11 protein-coding genes are annotated in these 14,845 nt (G+C 70.4%); 5 read left to right on the top strand and 6 right to left on the bottom strand.

What is annotated here, in order from left to right:
- Positions 1-52: 52 nt before the first annotated feature.
- Genes BLS99_RS09500 through BLS99_RS09480 form a run of 5 tightly spaced genes read right to left on the bottom strand, consistent with a single transcriptional unit; the run spans position 53 to position 6,811 of the window.
- Positions 53-2,464 (bottom strand): RICIN domain-containing protein, encoded by a 2,412-nt coding sequence (locus tag BLS99_RS09500; protein WP_091047459.1) that lies wholly within the window; start codon positions 2,462-2,464, stop codon positions 53-55.
- 13 nt (positions 2,465-2,477) lie between these two features.
- The gene (locus tag BLS99_RS09495; RefSeq protein ID WP_091047456.1) at positions 2,478-3,731 is read right to left on the bottom strand and encodes a mandelate racemase/muconate lactonizing enzyme family protein; all 1,254 of its coding nucleotides are present in this window, start codon (positions 3,729-3,731) and stop codon (positions 2,478-2,480) included.
- A gap of 1 nt (position 3,732) precedes the next feature.
- Positions 3,733-4,560: a carbohydrate ABC transporter permease gene (locus tag BLS99_RS09490; RefSeq protein ID WP_091047452.1), complete on the bottom strand. Its 828-nt coding sequence runs from the start codon at positions 4,558-4,560 to the stop codon at positions 3,733-3,735.
- The gene (locus BLS99_RS09485) at positions 4,560-5,543 is read right to left on the bottom strand and encodes a carbohydrate ABC transporter permease (protein WP_091047449.1); all 984 of its coding nucleotides are present in this window, start codon (positions 5,541-5,543) and stop codon (positions 4,560-4,562) included. The genes BLS99_RS09490 and BLS99_RS09485 overlap by 1 nt, the downstream gene beginning before the upstream one ends.
- Before the next feature lie 2 nt (positions 5,544-5,545).
- Positions 5,546-6,811: an ABC transporter substrate-binding protein gene (locus BLS99_RS09480; protein ID WP_091047446.1), complete on the bottom strand. Its 1,266-nt coding sequence runs from the start codon at positions 6,809-6,811 to the stop codon at positions 5,546-5,548.
- A 145-nt stretch (positions 6,812-6,956) separates the two neighbouring features.
- Between BLS99_RS09480 and BLS99_RS09475 the strand changes: the two genes are divergently transcribed.
- Together BLS99_RS09475 and BLS99_RS09470 are read left to right on the top strand one after the other, a co-directional pair.
- Entirely contained in the window at positions 6,957-7,727 is a 771-nt protein-coding gene (locus tag BLS99_RS09475; protein WP_091047442.1) for a FadR/GntR family transcriptional regulator, read from the top strand.
- A gap of 260 nt (positions 7,728-7,987) precedes the next feature.
- Complete coding sequence (locus tag BLS99_RS09470) at positions 7,988-9,301, top strand: ricin-type beta-trefoil lectin domain protein (protein ID WP_091047440.1); 1,314 nt, start codon at positions 7,988-7,990, stop codon at positions 9,299-9,301.
- Positions 9,302-9,363: 62 nt separating this feature from the next.
- Here the strand turns inward: BLS99_RS09470 and BLS99_RS09465 are convergent, their stop codons facing one another.
- Positions 9,364-10,704: a family 43 glycosylhydrolase gene (locus tag BLS99_RS09465; RefSeq protein ID WP_091047894.1), complete on the bottom strand. Its 1,341-nt coding sequence runs from the start codon at positions 10,702-10,704 to the stop codon at positions 9,364-9,366.
- A 451-nt stretch (positions 10,705-11,155) separates the two neighbouring features.
- On the opposite strand from BLS99_RS09465, the gene BLS99_RS09460 reads away from it, so the two are divergent.
- The 3 genes from BLS99_RS09460 to BLS99_RS09450 are packed head-to-tail and all read left to right on the top strand — an operon-like array spanning position 11,156 to position 14,784.
- The gene (locus tag BLS99_RS09460; RefSeq protein WP_218126372.1) at positions 11,156-12,097 is read left to right on the top strand and encodes an ABC transporter permease; all 942 of its coding nucleotides are present in this window, start codon (positions 11,156-11,158) and stop codon (positions 12,095-12,097) included.
- A gap of 14 nt (positions 12,098-12,111) precedes the next feature.
- Positions 12,112-13,065 (top strand): carbohydrate ABC transporter permease, encoded by a 954-nt coding sequence (locus BLS99_RS09455; RefSeq protein ID WP_091047435.1) that lies wholly within the window; start codon positions 12,112-12,114, stop codon positions 13,063-13,065.
- Positions 13,066-13,125: 60 nt separating this feature from the next.
- Positions 13,126-14,784 carry a type 2 periplasmic-binding domain-containing protein gene (locus tag BLS99_RS09450; RefSeq protein ID WP_091047431.1) on the top strand — a complete coding sequence of 553 codons (1,659 nt, stop codon included), beginning with the start codon at positions 13,126-13,128 and terminating at the stop codon, positions 14,782-14,784.
- Positions 14,785-14,845 lie beyond the last annotated feature (61 nt).

Here is a 14,845-nt window from a genome sequence, read left to right as displayed (position 1 = left end):
CGAGACAGGAACGGCGCGGCCCGCCGGCCGCGCCGTTCCGCTCAGGAGCCCGTCAGGACAGCGTCCACCGCTGGTTCGTCCCGCCCGTGCACGTCCACAGGTGCACCTTGGTGCCGTTCGCGGTCGCGGCGCCGGAGACGTCGAGGCACAGCCCCGAGGCCGCATTGGCGATCGTGCCGTCGGCGCCCCGGTTCCACCGCTGGTTCGCGCCGCCGTGGCACGTCCAGATGATCGCGAGCGTCCCGTTCGCCGTCCCGCCGCCCGAGGCGTCCAGGCAGCGTCGGCTCCCGTCGGCGTACACGGTGAGTTCGCCTGCGGCCGTGAACGTCCACTGCTGGTTCGCGCCGGTCCAGCAGTCCCAGATCTGGACCTGCGTCCCGTTCTGCGTCGACTGGCCCGGCACGTCCAGGCACCGGTTCGCGCTCACCGACCGCAGCGCGCCCGCGGCCGGGCCGCCGCCTCCGTCGCGCGGGCCCGCGTCCGCGATGACCGCGGCCGCTCCGGCCGGGATCGCGCTCGCGCTGAACGTGGTGTTGCCGCTGACGGTGTTGCCGCGCTGGCCGTTCACGAGCCCGGTGATGGCCGAGTTGGTGGTGTAGTTCCCGGTCACCACCAGGTTCCCGGTCAGGTTGCTGTTCTGGTTGTTGGCGTGCGCCCACTGCCCGTACGTGTTGCGGAAGACGTTGCCCGTGAGCGCGAAGTACCGCGAGCCCTCGTCGAAGTACATGCCGAGCTGTCCGCTGTTCTCGCAGTAGTTGCCGCTGATCGTGCTGCTGGGGTGGGCCGACAGCGAGTAGATGCACCCGGCGTCGAACAGCGTCTCCACCACGTTGCGCACGTGGTTGCCGGTGACGCGGACGCTCTGCGAGGTCGTCGCGGTCTGGTACACCGGCTGGAAGTCGTACAGTCCGCGGCTGAGGTACTCCGGGCTCCCTCCCGGGTCGTTGGCGCCCCAGCCGAACCCGACGTTGATGCCGCTGTAGGGCATGTCGGAGACGTAGTTGTGATCGATGTGGAGCCGCGTGGCGTACGTGCCGAGGATCGCGGCGTGGTCGAGGTACTCCAGCGCGGTGTCGTGCACGCTGTTGTCGCTGATCTCGATGTCGCTGTTGAGCATCCGGGAGTCCGACGGGTGGTGCGCGTCGGGCCGGACCCCGCCGACGACGATGCCGCCGCCGGCGCTGGCGGTGAACTCGTTGCCGGTGACCAGGATGTTCCTCGCGCCCAGTCCCACGCCGGTACTGTGCGCGTTGGCGTCGTTCCCGATGCCCAGCCCGACCGAGCCGAGGTTGCGGAAGGTGTTGTCCGCGAACGTGATCCCGTCGGCGGCCGAGACCTGCACGGCGGCGGGGGTCTGCGCCCAGGAGTTGCGCGCGGCCTCGAAGCCGCGGCACCCGGACCGGCAGGAGGTGAACGCGTCCGAGGGCCGGTTCGCCTGGACGCCGGTGATGAACGTGCCGGTCTGCTGGTTCGCGTACCCGTTGTTCGACCCCGGGTCGAGCCACGAGGTGCCGGTGAACACGAGCCCGGCGAAGGCGAGGGCGCGCACCGGCTGGTCGTAGGTGCCCCCGATCTCGACCAGGGTCTCCAGGCGCGGCAGCTCCACCTTCGCGGTGGCCATGCTCTGGCCCGCGAGGGGCTTGTAGTAGAGGCGCCCGGCGGCGGTGTCGAGGTACCACTCCCCGGCCTGGTCGAGGAAGCGCTTGGAGTTGAGCAGGAAGAACTGCGGGGTGCGGAACGGGTTCTGGATCGCGTCGTACCCGTAGGTGCTGTTGTTCCAGGACGGCTGCTGCATGGTCACGGTGCGCCCGCTGATGCTCTGGACCGGCGCGAACCGGTTGGTGAACGACAGCAGCGCCTGGAGTTCGATGCGCTGCTGGCCCGGCAGCGACGCGAGGTAGTCGAAGTTCCCGTTGTCGAGCGTGAACCCGCCGGAGTTGAGTGTCATGTCCGAGGCCGCGATGCCGGTGCGCGCCCGCTGCGCCTGGACGCCGTCCACGTAGAGCTGCCGGGTGTCGAAGCCGGTGCCGACGTCGGCCCGGTAGACGCCGGTGGCGGCGTCGTCGAGGACCCAGCCGGTGACGGCCTGGGCGCCGGTGACGACCGGTGCGGCGCCGTCGGCGGCCCGCCAGGTCACGGTGTGCCCGTTGCGGCCCGAGTCGGCGGCGGTGAAGCGCAGCGGGGCGGTGAGCCGGTAGGTGCCGCCCGCGAGGGTGACGGTGACGTCGCCGTCGCCCGCGGCGGCGGCCTGCCGGGCCAGCTCCTGCGCCTTCGTCAGAGTCCGCAGCGGCTGGCCGGCGGTGCCGGGGTCGCCGTCGTTCCCGCTGGGGGACACGTGGATCTCGTGCGCGGTCTGGGCGTGTGCCGGGGAGGCGCCCGGGCCCGCGAGGGCCCCGGCGACCGCGAGGAGGAGGGCCGCCGCGAGGGCGGGCGCGCGGAGGCGCGCGGGGGGTGCGTGCCGCATGTCGTTGTCCTTTCTAGGTTCGGCGAGGCTCCGTTCGTGGTCGGTCGTCGGTGGCGGCCGCTCCCGGGCCGGCCGGCGGTGCCTCGGTGGCCGCCGGCGGCGGGGGAGCGGGGGATCGGAAGGTCTCGGGGCCGGCGAGCAGGCGCAGGCCGGCGCGTTCGGGCCGGACGCCGGGTCCGGCCGGGTCGGCCGGACCCGGCCGGAGGCCGAGCGCGGCGACGGTTCCCTCGGCGACCGTCAGGCCCAGTCCGGGGGAGTCGCCGAGGACGAACGCGCCGTCCTCGATGTCGAGGTCGGCGGTGACGCCGACGGGCGGCCACAGGTCCTGGAGTTCGCTGACGAGGTGGTTGGGCACTGCGGTCGCGGCGTGCAGGAGGCCGACCGGGACGTTGCCGATCGGGCTCACCGGCAGGTCGTGGGCGTGCGCGAGCGCGGCGACCCGCAGGAAGTGGGTGATCCCGCCGACCGCGGCGGTCTGGACGACGTCGACCGCGCCCGCCCGCAGCAGCGGGCGGTACTGCTCCAGTCCCGTGAGGTTCTCCCCGGTCGCCACCGCGGCGCGCACGCCCCGCTGGACGACGGCCATGCCCTCGGCGTCCCAGCGCCGCACGGGCTCCTCGATCCAGGCGAGGTCGACGGTGCGTTCGAGTTCGCGCACGTGGCGGACCGCCTGCTTGCGCGACCAGGTCTCGTTCGCGTCGAGCATGAGGCCGGGCCGGGCGGCGCCCGCTCCGGCGAGCACGTCGCGCACCAGCTCCAGGCGCCGCCGGTCGGCCTCGACGTCGAGGCCCCCCTTGAGCTTCGCCGACCGCAGCCCGCGCTCGGCGTAGACGCCGTAGGTCGCGGCGAGGTCGTCGTCGCCGAGGCCGATGTCGAGTCCGGACGCGTACGCGGGCACGACCCGGTCGCGACCGCCGAGGAACCGCCACAGCGGCTCGTCCGCCAACTGCGCCTTGATGTCCCACAGGGCCGTGTCGAGCGCGCCGACCGTGGCGAACACGGCGCCGCCGTGGCCGGCCTTGAAGACGTGCCGGAGCATCCGGTCGTACAGGGCGGCCACGCCCCGCGGGTCCTCGCCCTCGATCGCGGGGAAGACGCCCGCGATCCCGTGGTGCGACCCCAGGCCCACACCGGTGACGCCTTCGTCGGTGTCCACCAGGACGACCGGGACCGGGGTGGCCCCGTCGGCGAAGACGCCGTTGGCGTCTCCGACAGGGCGCGCCCACTCCTGGACCGTCGTCAGCGTGCGGTACCCGGTGATCCGCATGTCATCCCTTCGTCGACCCGGCGGTGACGCCGGCCGTGATCTGGCGCTGGAAGCACAGGTAGAGGACGAGGACCGGGACGGCGGCGATGAGCACGCCCCCGGCGAACGTGGGGATGTCGGCCGAGTACTGGCCCCGGAGCGCGGTCACGCCGACCATGAGGGTGCGGTGCTCGGCCGAGGGCATCATGAGCAGTGCGATGAGCACGTCGTTCCAGCAGAACAGGGCGTTGAGGATGCCCACCGACAGGAGCGCCGGGCGCCCGAGCGGCAGCATGATCCGGCCGTAGACCCCGTACACCGAGTTCCCGTCGATGCGGGCGGCGTCGGTGATCTCGGACGGGATGCCGCTGTAGTAGCTGGTCATCAGGAAGACCGTGAACGGCAGGAACTGCGCGGTGTAGGCGAGGATCAGCCCGGGGTAGGTGTCGACGAGGCCGAGCTGGCCCATGGTGCGGGCGAGCGGGACCATGATGACCTGGAACGGGATGAACAGCGCCGAGAGGCAGGCGAGGAACAGCAGCCGCGACCCGCGGAACCGCAACTGGCTCAGGGCGAACCCGGCCATCGACCCGAGCAGCAGCAGGAGTGCGACGGCGCCGGCGACGACGATGAGCGAGTTGGCGAGGTAGCGGTCCATGTCGGCGCCGGCCCACGCGGAGGCGAACGCGTCCCAGCGCAGGCCCTCGGCCGGGGCGAAGCGGTCGAGCACGTACTCGTGCCGGGTCTTCATGGCGACGTTGGCGGTGAACAGCAGCGGGTACACGGTCGCGATCGCCAAGGCGGCCATGGGGACCGCCGCGATCCAGCGGCCAGCGCGGAGCGGTGCCATCAGTCCTCCCTCCCGGCCCGGCGCAGGACCGCGATCTGCGCCATGCCGACGACGAGCATCACGCCGAAGAGCACTGTGGACGCGGCGGAGGCGAGGGCCGGGCGGCCCATCTGCCCCTGCTGGAACCAGATGTAGTACTCCGGCAGGTAGGTCGAGCCCTCCGGGCCGCCGCCGGTCATGACGTACAGCAGGCCGAACATGGAGGTGAGCATGCCGATCATGGTGGTGACGACCACGAACTGGATCGTGCGCGAGAGCCCGGGGACGATCACGTGCCGCACCACCTTCGGTAGCGAGGCCCCGTCGACGCGGGCCGCGTCGATGAGCGAGGCGTCCAGGGTGGCGAACCCGGCGAGGAACACCACGAGCGCCATCCCGAACGTCGCCCAGATGTGGACGCCGACGACCGCGAACATGGCGATGCCGGGGTCCCCGAGCCAGTCGACCGGCCCGATCCCGACCGCGCCGAGCAGGGCGTTCACCGGGCCGTCGAAGGACAGCAGCAGGTTGAAGATCGCGCCGATGATGACCGGCGACAGGACCGCGGGGAAGAAGTACACGCTCCGGTACACCCGGTGCCCGGGCACGCGCAGGTAGACGAAGGTCGCCAGGAGGCCCGGGATCGCCACGGCCACCGGCAGGAGCAGCACCAGCAGGCCCACGTTCCGCATGGAGGCGGTGAACAGCGGGTCCGCGAACAGCGCGGTGTAGTTGTCCCAGCCCACCGGCTGCCCGTTGCGGTCGCCGTCGCCGGTGAACGAGAAGTTGACGCCGAGCGCCAGCGGGTACAGCCGGAACACGGCGATGACGAGGACCGCGGGGAGCACGAGGAGGTAGGGGGCGAGGCGTTCGGCGCGGGGGAATCGCTCGTTCGACCCGCGCCGAGGCCCCCGCGCCGCCCGGCGCGCCGCCGCCGGTGCGAGGTCCCCGGCCGGCCCCGCGGTGGCGGGACCGGCCGGGATCGGCGGGCTTCCGGTCGGCATGCCTATGCCGCCCCGTCGCTCTCGGCGAGCTGGGCGAGCGCGTCGTCCACGGTGGCCGAGCCGCTGAGGAGCTGCTGGGACAGGCGCCCCATGAGTTCGAGGGTCTCGGCCGACAGCGCGACGTGCAGTGCGGGCCTCCCGGTGGGGATCGCGGCCACGATGGCGGCCGCGGCCGGTCCGGCGCCCGAGGCGTCGATGGTGGTGTCGGAGGCGATGGCGCCCGCGTCGGCGTAGAACGCCTCCAGCGCCGCGGTGGAGGTGAGCGAGCGGACGAGGTCGGCCGCGAGCTCGGGGTCCTCGGTCCACTCCGCGACGCCGTAGCCGATGCCGCCGTCGTAGGGCAGGAACGGCACCGCGTCGGGGTTCACCAGCGGGGCCGGCATGACGCCGACGTCCGCGGGGTCGAGAAACTCGCCGAACTCCTTCCAGTGCCCCACATCGGACATGAGGCCGATGACGTGGGCGGCCTCGCCGCCGTCGAAGAGCGCGAACTCGTCGTTGAACATGGCGGTGGAGTTGACGCCGTCGTTGTTGAGCCCGGCCTGCTCCGCCTCGACCCACAGCTCGAAGATCCGCTTCACGCCGGGGGAGGTCCAGTCGCGGTCCCCGGCGATCCAGGCGTCGTACTCCGCGGAAGTGAGCACGCCCGGGCCCAGGCCCGACAGGAAGAACTGGATGCCGTAGCCCTCCTTGTTGCCCATGGCGAAGCAGTCGGCGCCGGTGGCCTCCTCGAGCTGCGCGCAGTCGGCGAGGAACGCCTCCCACGTGGCGGCGGGGGCCTCGGGGTCGAGCCCGGCCTCCTCGTACAGCGCCTTGTTGTAGTAGAGCGGGTGGCCCTGGAGCGTGACCGGGGCGGCGTAGACGTGGCCGCCGTCGGAGAACGCCTCCCACCCGGCCAGGCGCTCCATGTCCTCGGCGAGGTAGTCCTCGAGGGGGAGCAGGGCGTCGGTGCGGTCGCGCAGCTGGCCGCCGCCGTTGAAGAGCATCACGTCGGGGCCCTCGCCGGACTGGATCGCGGTGCCCAGCAGGTTGTAGTACTGGTCGAACGGCTGGGCTACGAACTCGACCTCGACGTCCGGGTGCCGCTCGGCGAAGTCGGCCTTCGCCTGCTCGATGTAGGACTCGGCCGTGGCGTCGCCGGACTTCCAGTCCCACACCACGAGGGCGCCGCCGCCCTCGCCCGAGGACTCCGGTGCCGCGGCGCTGCCGCAGCCGTACAGCGCCAGCGGCGCGATGAGGGCGGTCGACCACAGTGCTCGTCGCTTCATTGCAGATCACTCTCCGTGGGGGTGCCGGGGGCCGGCTCGTGAGGATGCCGGTAAACATAACTCGTATGACGTCTGACGTCAATGGAGTCACGTACACTGATCCGCGAGTCGCGGCCGGTCCGCCGCGGCCGCGGACGGAGGACCGATGACCACAGCGCAGCGCCCGTCCGCGGACGAGCCCTGGACCCCGGCCTGGGCGCGGCGGCCGACCAGCCTGCCGAAGGCCGTCACCGCCGAACTCGTGCAGCGCATCGTCCGCGGCGACTACCCCCCGGGCTCCGCGCTCCCGGCCGAGCACGCGCTGTGCGACGTGTTCTCGGTGAGCCGCACCGTGGTCCGCGAGGCGGTGAAGGTCCTCCAGGAGAAGGGCCTGGTGCAGATCCGGCAGGGATCGGGCACCGCGGTCCTGCCCTCCACCTCGTGGAACATGCTCGACGAGCTGGTGCTCGCGGCGACCATCGAGGTCGACGAGGCGCTGGGGGTGCTCGACGACCTCGTCGTCACCCGGCGCCTGCTCGAATCCGACATGGCGTTCGTGGCCGCCCGCACCGCCGGTCCCGACGACCTGGACCGGATGCGCGAGCTCGTCGACCGCATGGACGAGCTGGTCGGGGACCCGGAGTCCTACCACGAGCAGGACCGGGCCTTCCACGACACCGTCATGCGCGCCTCCGGCAACCGCATCGCCCGCGCCGTCGTCCGCTCGCTGGAGAGCCAGGTCGTCAACACCGCCAGCTACATGGGACGGACCGAGCGGTCCCTGTGCGAGGCGTCCAACCGCGGCCACCGGGCCGTCTGCGAGCGCATCGCCGCCGGCGACCCCGAGGGCGCCGCCGCCGCGATGTCCGCCCACATCACCGACGCGTGGCTGGTCCGCCGCGGCGAGCACGGCGACCCCGACCGCCTGGCACGCTGAAGCGCACTCAGATCCGATCTTTCGACCTGAGTGGCGGGGACATACGCCGCGAATAATCGGAAACCCGTCGGCCCTTGACCGCATACCTCCAATCTATATAGACTCACATCTATATTCAAGGCATCGCGCGGCCGGAGCGCCGACCTCGTCTGGGAGCGATCCCAGCGGGCGTCCCGGCCGCATCTCCGCAACGGGCCCCTCCCGCGGTGCCGGACCACCGCGCAGGCTCCCACGAGCCCGACCACGAGGAGTTCCCACCGATGTCGAGATTCAGATCCGCGCTCGCCTGCCTCGGGGCGGCGGCCGTCCTGGCGTTCACCGGCGCCGCGACGGCCCAGGCCGCCGAGACCCCCGCGGCCCCCGCCGCCGACGTGACCGCCGCCGCCAGCACCGGCTGCGGCAAGGCCCCCACCCTCTCCAGCGGCACCCACACGATCCAGAGCAGCGGCCAGAACCGCAGCTTCATCCTCAAGGTCCCCTCCGGCTACGACCGGAACAAGCCCTACAAGCTCATCTTCGGCAACCACTGGTGGGGCGGCACCGCCAACGACGTCGCCTCGGGCGGCAGCGACGGCGCCGTCTACGCCCACTACGGACTCGACGCGCTCGCCGGCGGCTCGGCGATCTTCGTGGCCCCGCAGGGCCTCAACAACGCCTGGCCCAACACCAACGGCCAGGACGTCGCCTTCTTCGACGCCATGATCCAGCGGATCGAGTCCGACCTCTGCGTCGACCAGTCGCAGCGGTTCTCCCTGGGCTTCAGCTACGGCGGCGCGATCAGCTACGCGCTGGCGTGCGCCCGGCCCGACACCTTCCGCGCCGTCATCGCCATCGCGGTCCCCGGGCCGGTCAGCGGATGCAGCGGCGGCACGGGTTCGGTGGCGTACATGGGGATCCAGGGCGTCACCGACAGCATGCAGCAGGCGCGCTCCATGCGCGACCGCTTCGTCGCCAACAACGGCTGCGCCTCCCTGAGCCCGCAGGAGCCCGCCTCCGGCAGCGGCCGGCACATCACCACCGCCTACTCCTGCCGCGAGGGGAAGCCGGTGGTGTGGGCGGCGTTCGACGGCGGCCACCAGCAGGGCCCCGTCGACGGCTGCACCGGCTGCGAGAGCGGCGCCCGCAGCTGGGTGAAGAACGAGGTCTGGCAGTTCATCTCCCGGTTCGACTCCTCCACCCCGCCGGCCGAGACCGACGCGGTGCGCAACACCGGGGCGAACCGCTGCCTCGACGTCTCGGCCCAGTCCCAGGCGAACGGCGCGACGACCCAGCTCTGGGACTGCCACGACGGCGCGAACCAGCAGTGGACCCGCAACGCCTCCCGGCAGATCACCGTCTACGGCGGCAAGTGCCTCGACGCCGAAGGCGCCGCCACCGCTCCCGGCACGCGCGTGATCATCTGGGACTGCCACTCCGGTGCGAACCAGCAGTGGAACGTCAACGCGAACGGCACCGTCACCGGCGTCGCCTCGGGCCTGTGCCTGGCGACCTCCGGCGGCGGTACCGCGAACGGCACCCTCGTGGTCCTGGCGAGCTGCAACGGCTCGTCCGCCCAGCAGTGGTCCTTCGCCTGACGGACCTCCCGGTCCGGTGAACCGACGGGCCTCCCTCCCGGGAGGCCCGTCCCTCCGCACCGCTATGCGGCCCACCGCCACCAGTCCACGTTGAACAGGTAACCGGAGCCGCCGGTGAACCGCAGGTACAGGTCCTGCGTCCCCGTCGCGCCGCTGACCGGGCAGGTGACGCTCGTCCAGGTCTGCCAGCCGCCGGTGCCCGGGACCGAGCAGGTGCCCACCCGCGTCCCGTTCGGGCCGCCGAGCCGCAGCTCGATCGAGCCGCCGGCGGTCGCCGAGGCCACCCGGGCGGTGAACGAGGACGCGCCGGAGCCGAAGGCGACGCCCTTGACCTTGATCCAGTCGCCGTTCTCGATCCAGCCGACGTTCATGCCCCCGCCCGAGGCCCGCTCGGTCTCCACCCCCGACTGCCAGGCGATCGTCTCCGCCTCCTGGCGCACGAACGGGTCGAGCGCACCCGACTGCGGCGCCCCCGCCGAGGTCATGTTGATCGTCGGGAACGTCCCGTCGCCGTTGTAGGCGAACCGCTCCACCGCCACCGACCTGGTGAATCCGCCGCCGCCCGGCAGCGCGCCGTTGTGGTAGAAGAAGTACGACGAGCCCTCGAAGTCGATCACGCCCGCGTGGTTGGTGAAGCTCCCGCCCTGGGTCGGCATGATCGTGCCCCGGTACGTCCACGGCCCGGTGGGGCCGGGTGCGGTGGAGTAGGCGATGAACTCCGAGCAGCACTGCGCGGCGAACACCATGTAGTACAGGGACCCGCGCTTGTAGACCCACGGCCCCTCCTCGTAGAGGGTCGGCCGGTCGGTGCCGCCGGGCCGGGTCCCGAACCCCTGGGTGGTGAGCTGGATGCGGGTGGCGCTGCCGCTGTAGGAGACCATGTCCGCGTTGAGCTTCACGTACCACAGGTTCGGGTTGCCCCAGTACAGGTACGCCTGGCCGTCGGTGTCGATGAAGACCGTGGGGTCGATCTCGCCGTTCTCGACCAGCGGGCGGCCGATCGCGTCCCGGAACGGCCCGGTGGGGCTGTCGGCGACGGCCACGCCGATCGCCATCCGGCCCGTCGCGTCGTTGACGACGGGCACGTACCAGTAGAACTTCCCGTTGCGCTCGACGGCCTGCCCGGCCCAGGCGTCCTGCCTCGCCCAGGCGAAGGTGTCGACGTTGAGCGGTGAGCCGTGGTCGGTCCAGTTGACCATGTCGTCGGAGGACCAGACCCGCCACTCCTTCATGGTGAACCAGGTCGAGCCGTCCTCGTCGTGGCCCGTGTAGATGTAGACGCGTCCGTTGTGGACCAGCGGGGCGGGGTCGGCGGTGTAGATGGTCTGGACGATCGGGTTGTCGGCCTGTACCGGGGAGGGCGACGGATCGGCGGCCGGGCTCAGCGCGGCCGCGGCGAACATGACGGCGAGCGCGAGGAGTGCGGCCCGCCTTCGGCTCCGGATCGGTGTCTCCATGGAAACCTCGTCTTCGAAACGTTCGGAAATCTCCTCGAAAATAAGAGGAGTGTCGACCTCAGGGTAGTCACGGCGCCGCCGTCTGTAAATAGACGAATATCGATGGAGTGGGTAAAGATGGGACTAATGACCACATTGATTGAGAATCTAACGCATAAAATATGATAAAAAGGATTTCATGATCCTGTTCGCAATCAAATCTCAACCTAAAGATCTGATGTTTTCCGTGTTTCGGTATTGACGGACTTGCGAGCCTCAACTTACCGTGAACATTCACGAAGCCTGATCGCGAAGGAGCGAGCGTGAGTGTCATGAACCCGGTGTTCCACCATGTGGCACGGCCCCGAGATGCGGCACGGCCCCACCGCGCGGCGCGCAGGCGGAAGGAAGCGGTGCGGTGACCGCCCTGTCAGCGCAGCGGACCGCCGCCCTCCGCCGCAAGGCCCGCCGACGGAGCGTCCGCCGGCACTGGCAGCTCTACCTGCTGCTCGTGCTCCCCGTCGCCTACTTCGTGATCTTCCAGTACATCCCCATGGCCAACAACGTGATCGCGTTCAAGGACTACAGCGTGGTCGAGGGGATCTGGGGCAGCCCCTGGGCCGGATTCGACCACTTCGAGCGGTTCTTCGCCAACCCCGTCGCCTGGGACCTCATCCGCAACACCCTGGTGCTGAGCCTCTACGGCTTCCTCGCCGGGTTCCCCATCCCGATCATCCTGGCGCTGGCCCTCAACGAGGTCCGGGCGCGCTTCTTCAAGCGCACCGTCCAGATGGTCACCTACGCACCGCACTTCATCTCGACCGTCATCGTCGTCTCGATGCTCATCCTCATCTTCTCGCCCCGGATCGGCTTCATGTCCGACTTCCTCGGCTTCTTCGGGATGAGCTCGAACCTCCTCGCCGACCCCGACGCCTTCAGGAGCGTCTACGTCTGGAGCGACGTCTGGCAGACCGCCGGGTACTCCGCGATCATCTACATGGCCGCGCTCGCGGGCATCGACCCGAGCCTGTACGAGGCCGCCCGCCTCGACGGCGCGAGCCGCCTGCGCAAGATCTGGCACGTCGACCTGCCGGGCATCGCGCCCACGGTCGTCGTCGTGATGGTCCTCAGCGTCGGCTCGATCATGGCTATCGGCTTCGAGAAGGCGTTCCTCCTCCAGAACCCGCTCAACCTCTCGACCTCCGAGATCATCGCCACCTACACGTACAAGATCGGCCTGCTCAACGCCGACTTCAGCCTCGCGACCGCGGTCGGGCTGTTCAACTCCGTCATCAATCTCATCCTGCTCCTGGCCGTCAACACCGTCTCCAAGCGCGTGACCGGCAACGGACTGTGGTGAAGGGAGCGCACGCAATGACCATCGAGACCGCGGCCCCGCAGGCCCCGCCGCAGACCCCGCCGCCCCGCAGGCCCCGGCGCCGCCGCGGCAACCAGGTCCAGGACACCCGCGTCGACCGCGTCTTCATGGTCGGCGTCTACATCCTGCTGTGCACCTTCCTGCTCGTCGTCCTCGTCCCGCTCCTCAACATCGTCGCCAGCTCCTTCTCCAGCCCCGCGGCGGTGTCGAGCGGCCGGGTGCTCCTGTGGCCCGTGGAGTTCTCGCTCGTCGGGTACGAAGCGGTGCTGAGCAACAAGGCCATCCTCACCGGCTTCGGCAACTCGCTGTTCTACGCCGGGGTCGGGACGCTCGTCAGCGTCGCCCTGACGGTGATGATCGCCTACCCGCTCTCGCGCAGCGAGCTCGTGGGCCGGAAGGTCCTCATCGGCGGCGTCCTGTTCACGATGCTCTTCAGCGGCGGCCTCATCCCCACCTACATGGTGGTGCGCGCCCTCGGCCTGCTCGACACCCGCTGGGCGATCATCCTCCCCAGCGCGATCGCCGCCTGGCAGGTCCTCATCGCGATGACGTTCTTCCGCACCTCGATCCCCGGCGAGCTCTACGAGGCCGCGCAGCTCGACGGCACCTCCGACCTGCGCTTCCTGTGGTCGGTCGTGCTGCCGCTGTCGAAGCCGCTCCTGGCGGTCATCGCGCTCATGTACGGCATCGGGCAGTGGAACTCGTACTTCAGCGCCCTGATCTACCTGCGCAGCGAGGACCTCTACCCCCTCCAACTCGTGCTGCGCGACCTCCTGATCGTCAACAACACCGGCGGGACGAACCTCGCCGACCAGCTCGCGGCCCAGCAGATGGCCGACCTGATGAAGTTCTCGCTCATCGTGGTCTCCACCGTGCCGGTGCTGCTCGTCTATCCGTTCGTGGCCCGGCACTTCACGAAGGGCGTCATGCTCGGCTCGGTCAAGGGCTAGCGGCGTGCGACCCGACCTCACCCTTCGCACCAGTGAACTCCTCATGAAAGGCAGTCAACGATGACCAGCAGACTCACCCGGGCGGCGGCGGCGGGAGCGGCGCTCGCCGTCTCCTCCGCGATGTTCGCCGCCTGCTCCTCGGAGCCGGAGACCACTCCGGACGACGTGATCACCATCTTCGCGCCGCAGGACGCCGGCCAGGGCCAGGACCTGAACGACAACGCGTTCACGGAGCTGATCGAGGAGAAGTTCGACGTCGACCTCCAGTTCGAGACCACCACCTGGGACGGGAACGCGGCGGCCGAGAAGCGGCAGATCTCCCTCGCCAGCGGCGACTACCCCGACGCGTACATGCTCATCCCGTGGGTCGACCAGTTCAGCAGCGACGAGCTGGTGAAGCTCGGCGGCCAGGGCGTGATCGTGCCCCTCGACGACCTCATCGGCGAGGACACGCCGAACCTCGCGGCCGCCTTCGAGAAGGAGCCCGGCTTCAAGGAGCTCGCGACCTCCCCTGACGGGACGATCTGGGGCATCCCCACCTGGAACGACTGCTACCACTGCTCCTACCCCTCGAAGCTGTGGATGAACTCCGCCTGGCTCGACAACCTCGGCCTGGAGCAGCCCACCACGACCGAGGAGCTGCGGACGGTCCTGGAGGCGTTCAAGAACGACGACCCCAACGGCAACGGCGAGGCCGACGAGATCCCGCTGTCGGCGGCCGGCGGCGCCACCTTCCTGGCGTACCTGATGAACCCGTTCCTGTACACCGCTGAGATGTACGGCAACGCCGAGGGCCAGAACCCGGCCGCGCTCGGCCTGGTCGACGGCGACGTGACGCTCCAGCCGACCCGCGACGAGTGGCGCGAGGGCATCTCCTACATCACCTCCCTGTACGCGGACGGTCTCATCGACGAGGGCACCTTCACGCAGAACGGCGAGGCGCTCATCGCCAAGGGCACCAGCGCCGAGGGCGTCATCATCGGATCGGTGACCGTGCAGCACCCGTGGTTCGTGAACGCCGACCAGGAGGACGGGCGCTACACCGAGTACGACGCGGTGCCCCCGCTGGCCGGCCCCGGCGGCGACGACACGTTCTTCGGCGGCGGCGGCGCGGGCGCGACGCCCGGCGCGAACTTCGTGATCACCAACCGCTCCAGCGAGGCCAAGCAGAAGAAGCTCATGCAGATCATCGACTTCATGGTCTCCTACGACGGCCACCTCCAGGGCGAGTACGGCCTCGAGGGCGTCAACTGGGAGCGCCCCGTCGAGGGCGACGTGGCGCTCGACGAGACGCTCGAGCCGAACTTCAAGGTCGTCTCGCTGCCCACCGAGGAGATCCTCCAGAACTCCTGGGGCCCGCTCTCCCAGTTCTTCAGCGACGCGGAGTTCCGCAACAGCCAGGTGACCGCGACCGACATCTACACCGCCGCGGGCTACGAGCGCCGCCTGTTCGAGGCCACCGAGCTGTACGAGGGCCACGAGTCCGCCGAGATGTTCCCCTACTGGGAGCTCGCCGTCACCGGGGAGACCGCGACCGAGCTCGCGACGATCCAGACCAACATCGAGAACTTCGTCGCCCAGGCGAGCGCCGAGTTCATCACCGGCGTCCGCGACATCTCCAGCGACGAGGACTGGGCCGAGTTCCAGCAGAACCTCACCGACCTCGGCGCCGACCGGTACGTCGAGATCTACCAAGCGGCGCTGGACGACGCCAACTAGCACCGAACACCCGTCCCGAACCGCGGGCCGCCTCCGAACCGGGGAGGCGGCCCGCTCCCGC

The sequence above is a fragment of the Glycomyces sambucus genome, from assembly GCF_900102815.1.
GTDB classification, from domain to species: Bacteria; Actinomycetota; Actinomycetes; order Mycobacteriales; family Micromonosporaceae; genus Glycomyces; species Glycomyces sambucus.
The sequence above is the reverse complement of the archived record's forward strand: the minus strand, read 5'-3'. Positions and strand labels throughout refer to the sequence as shown.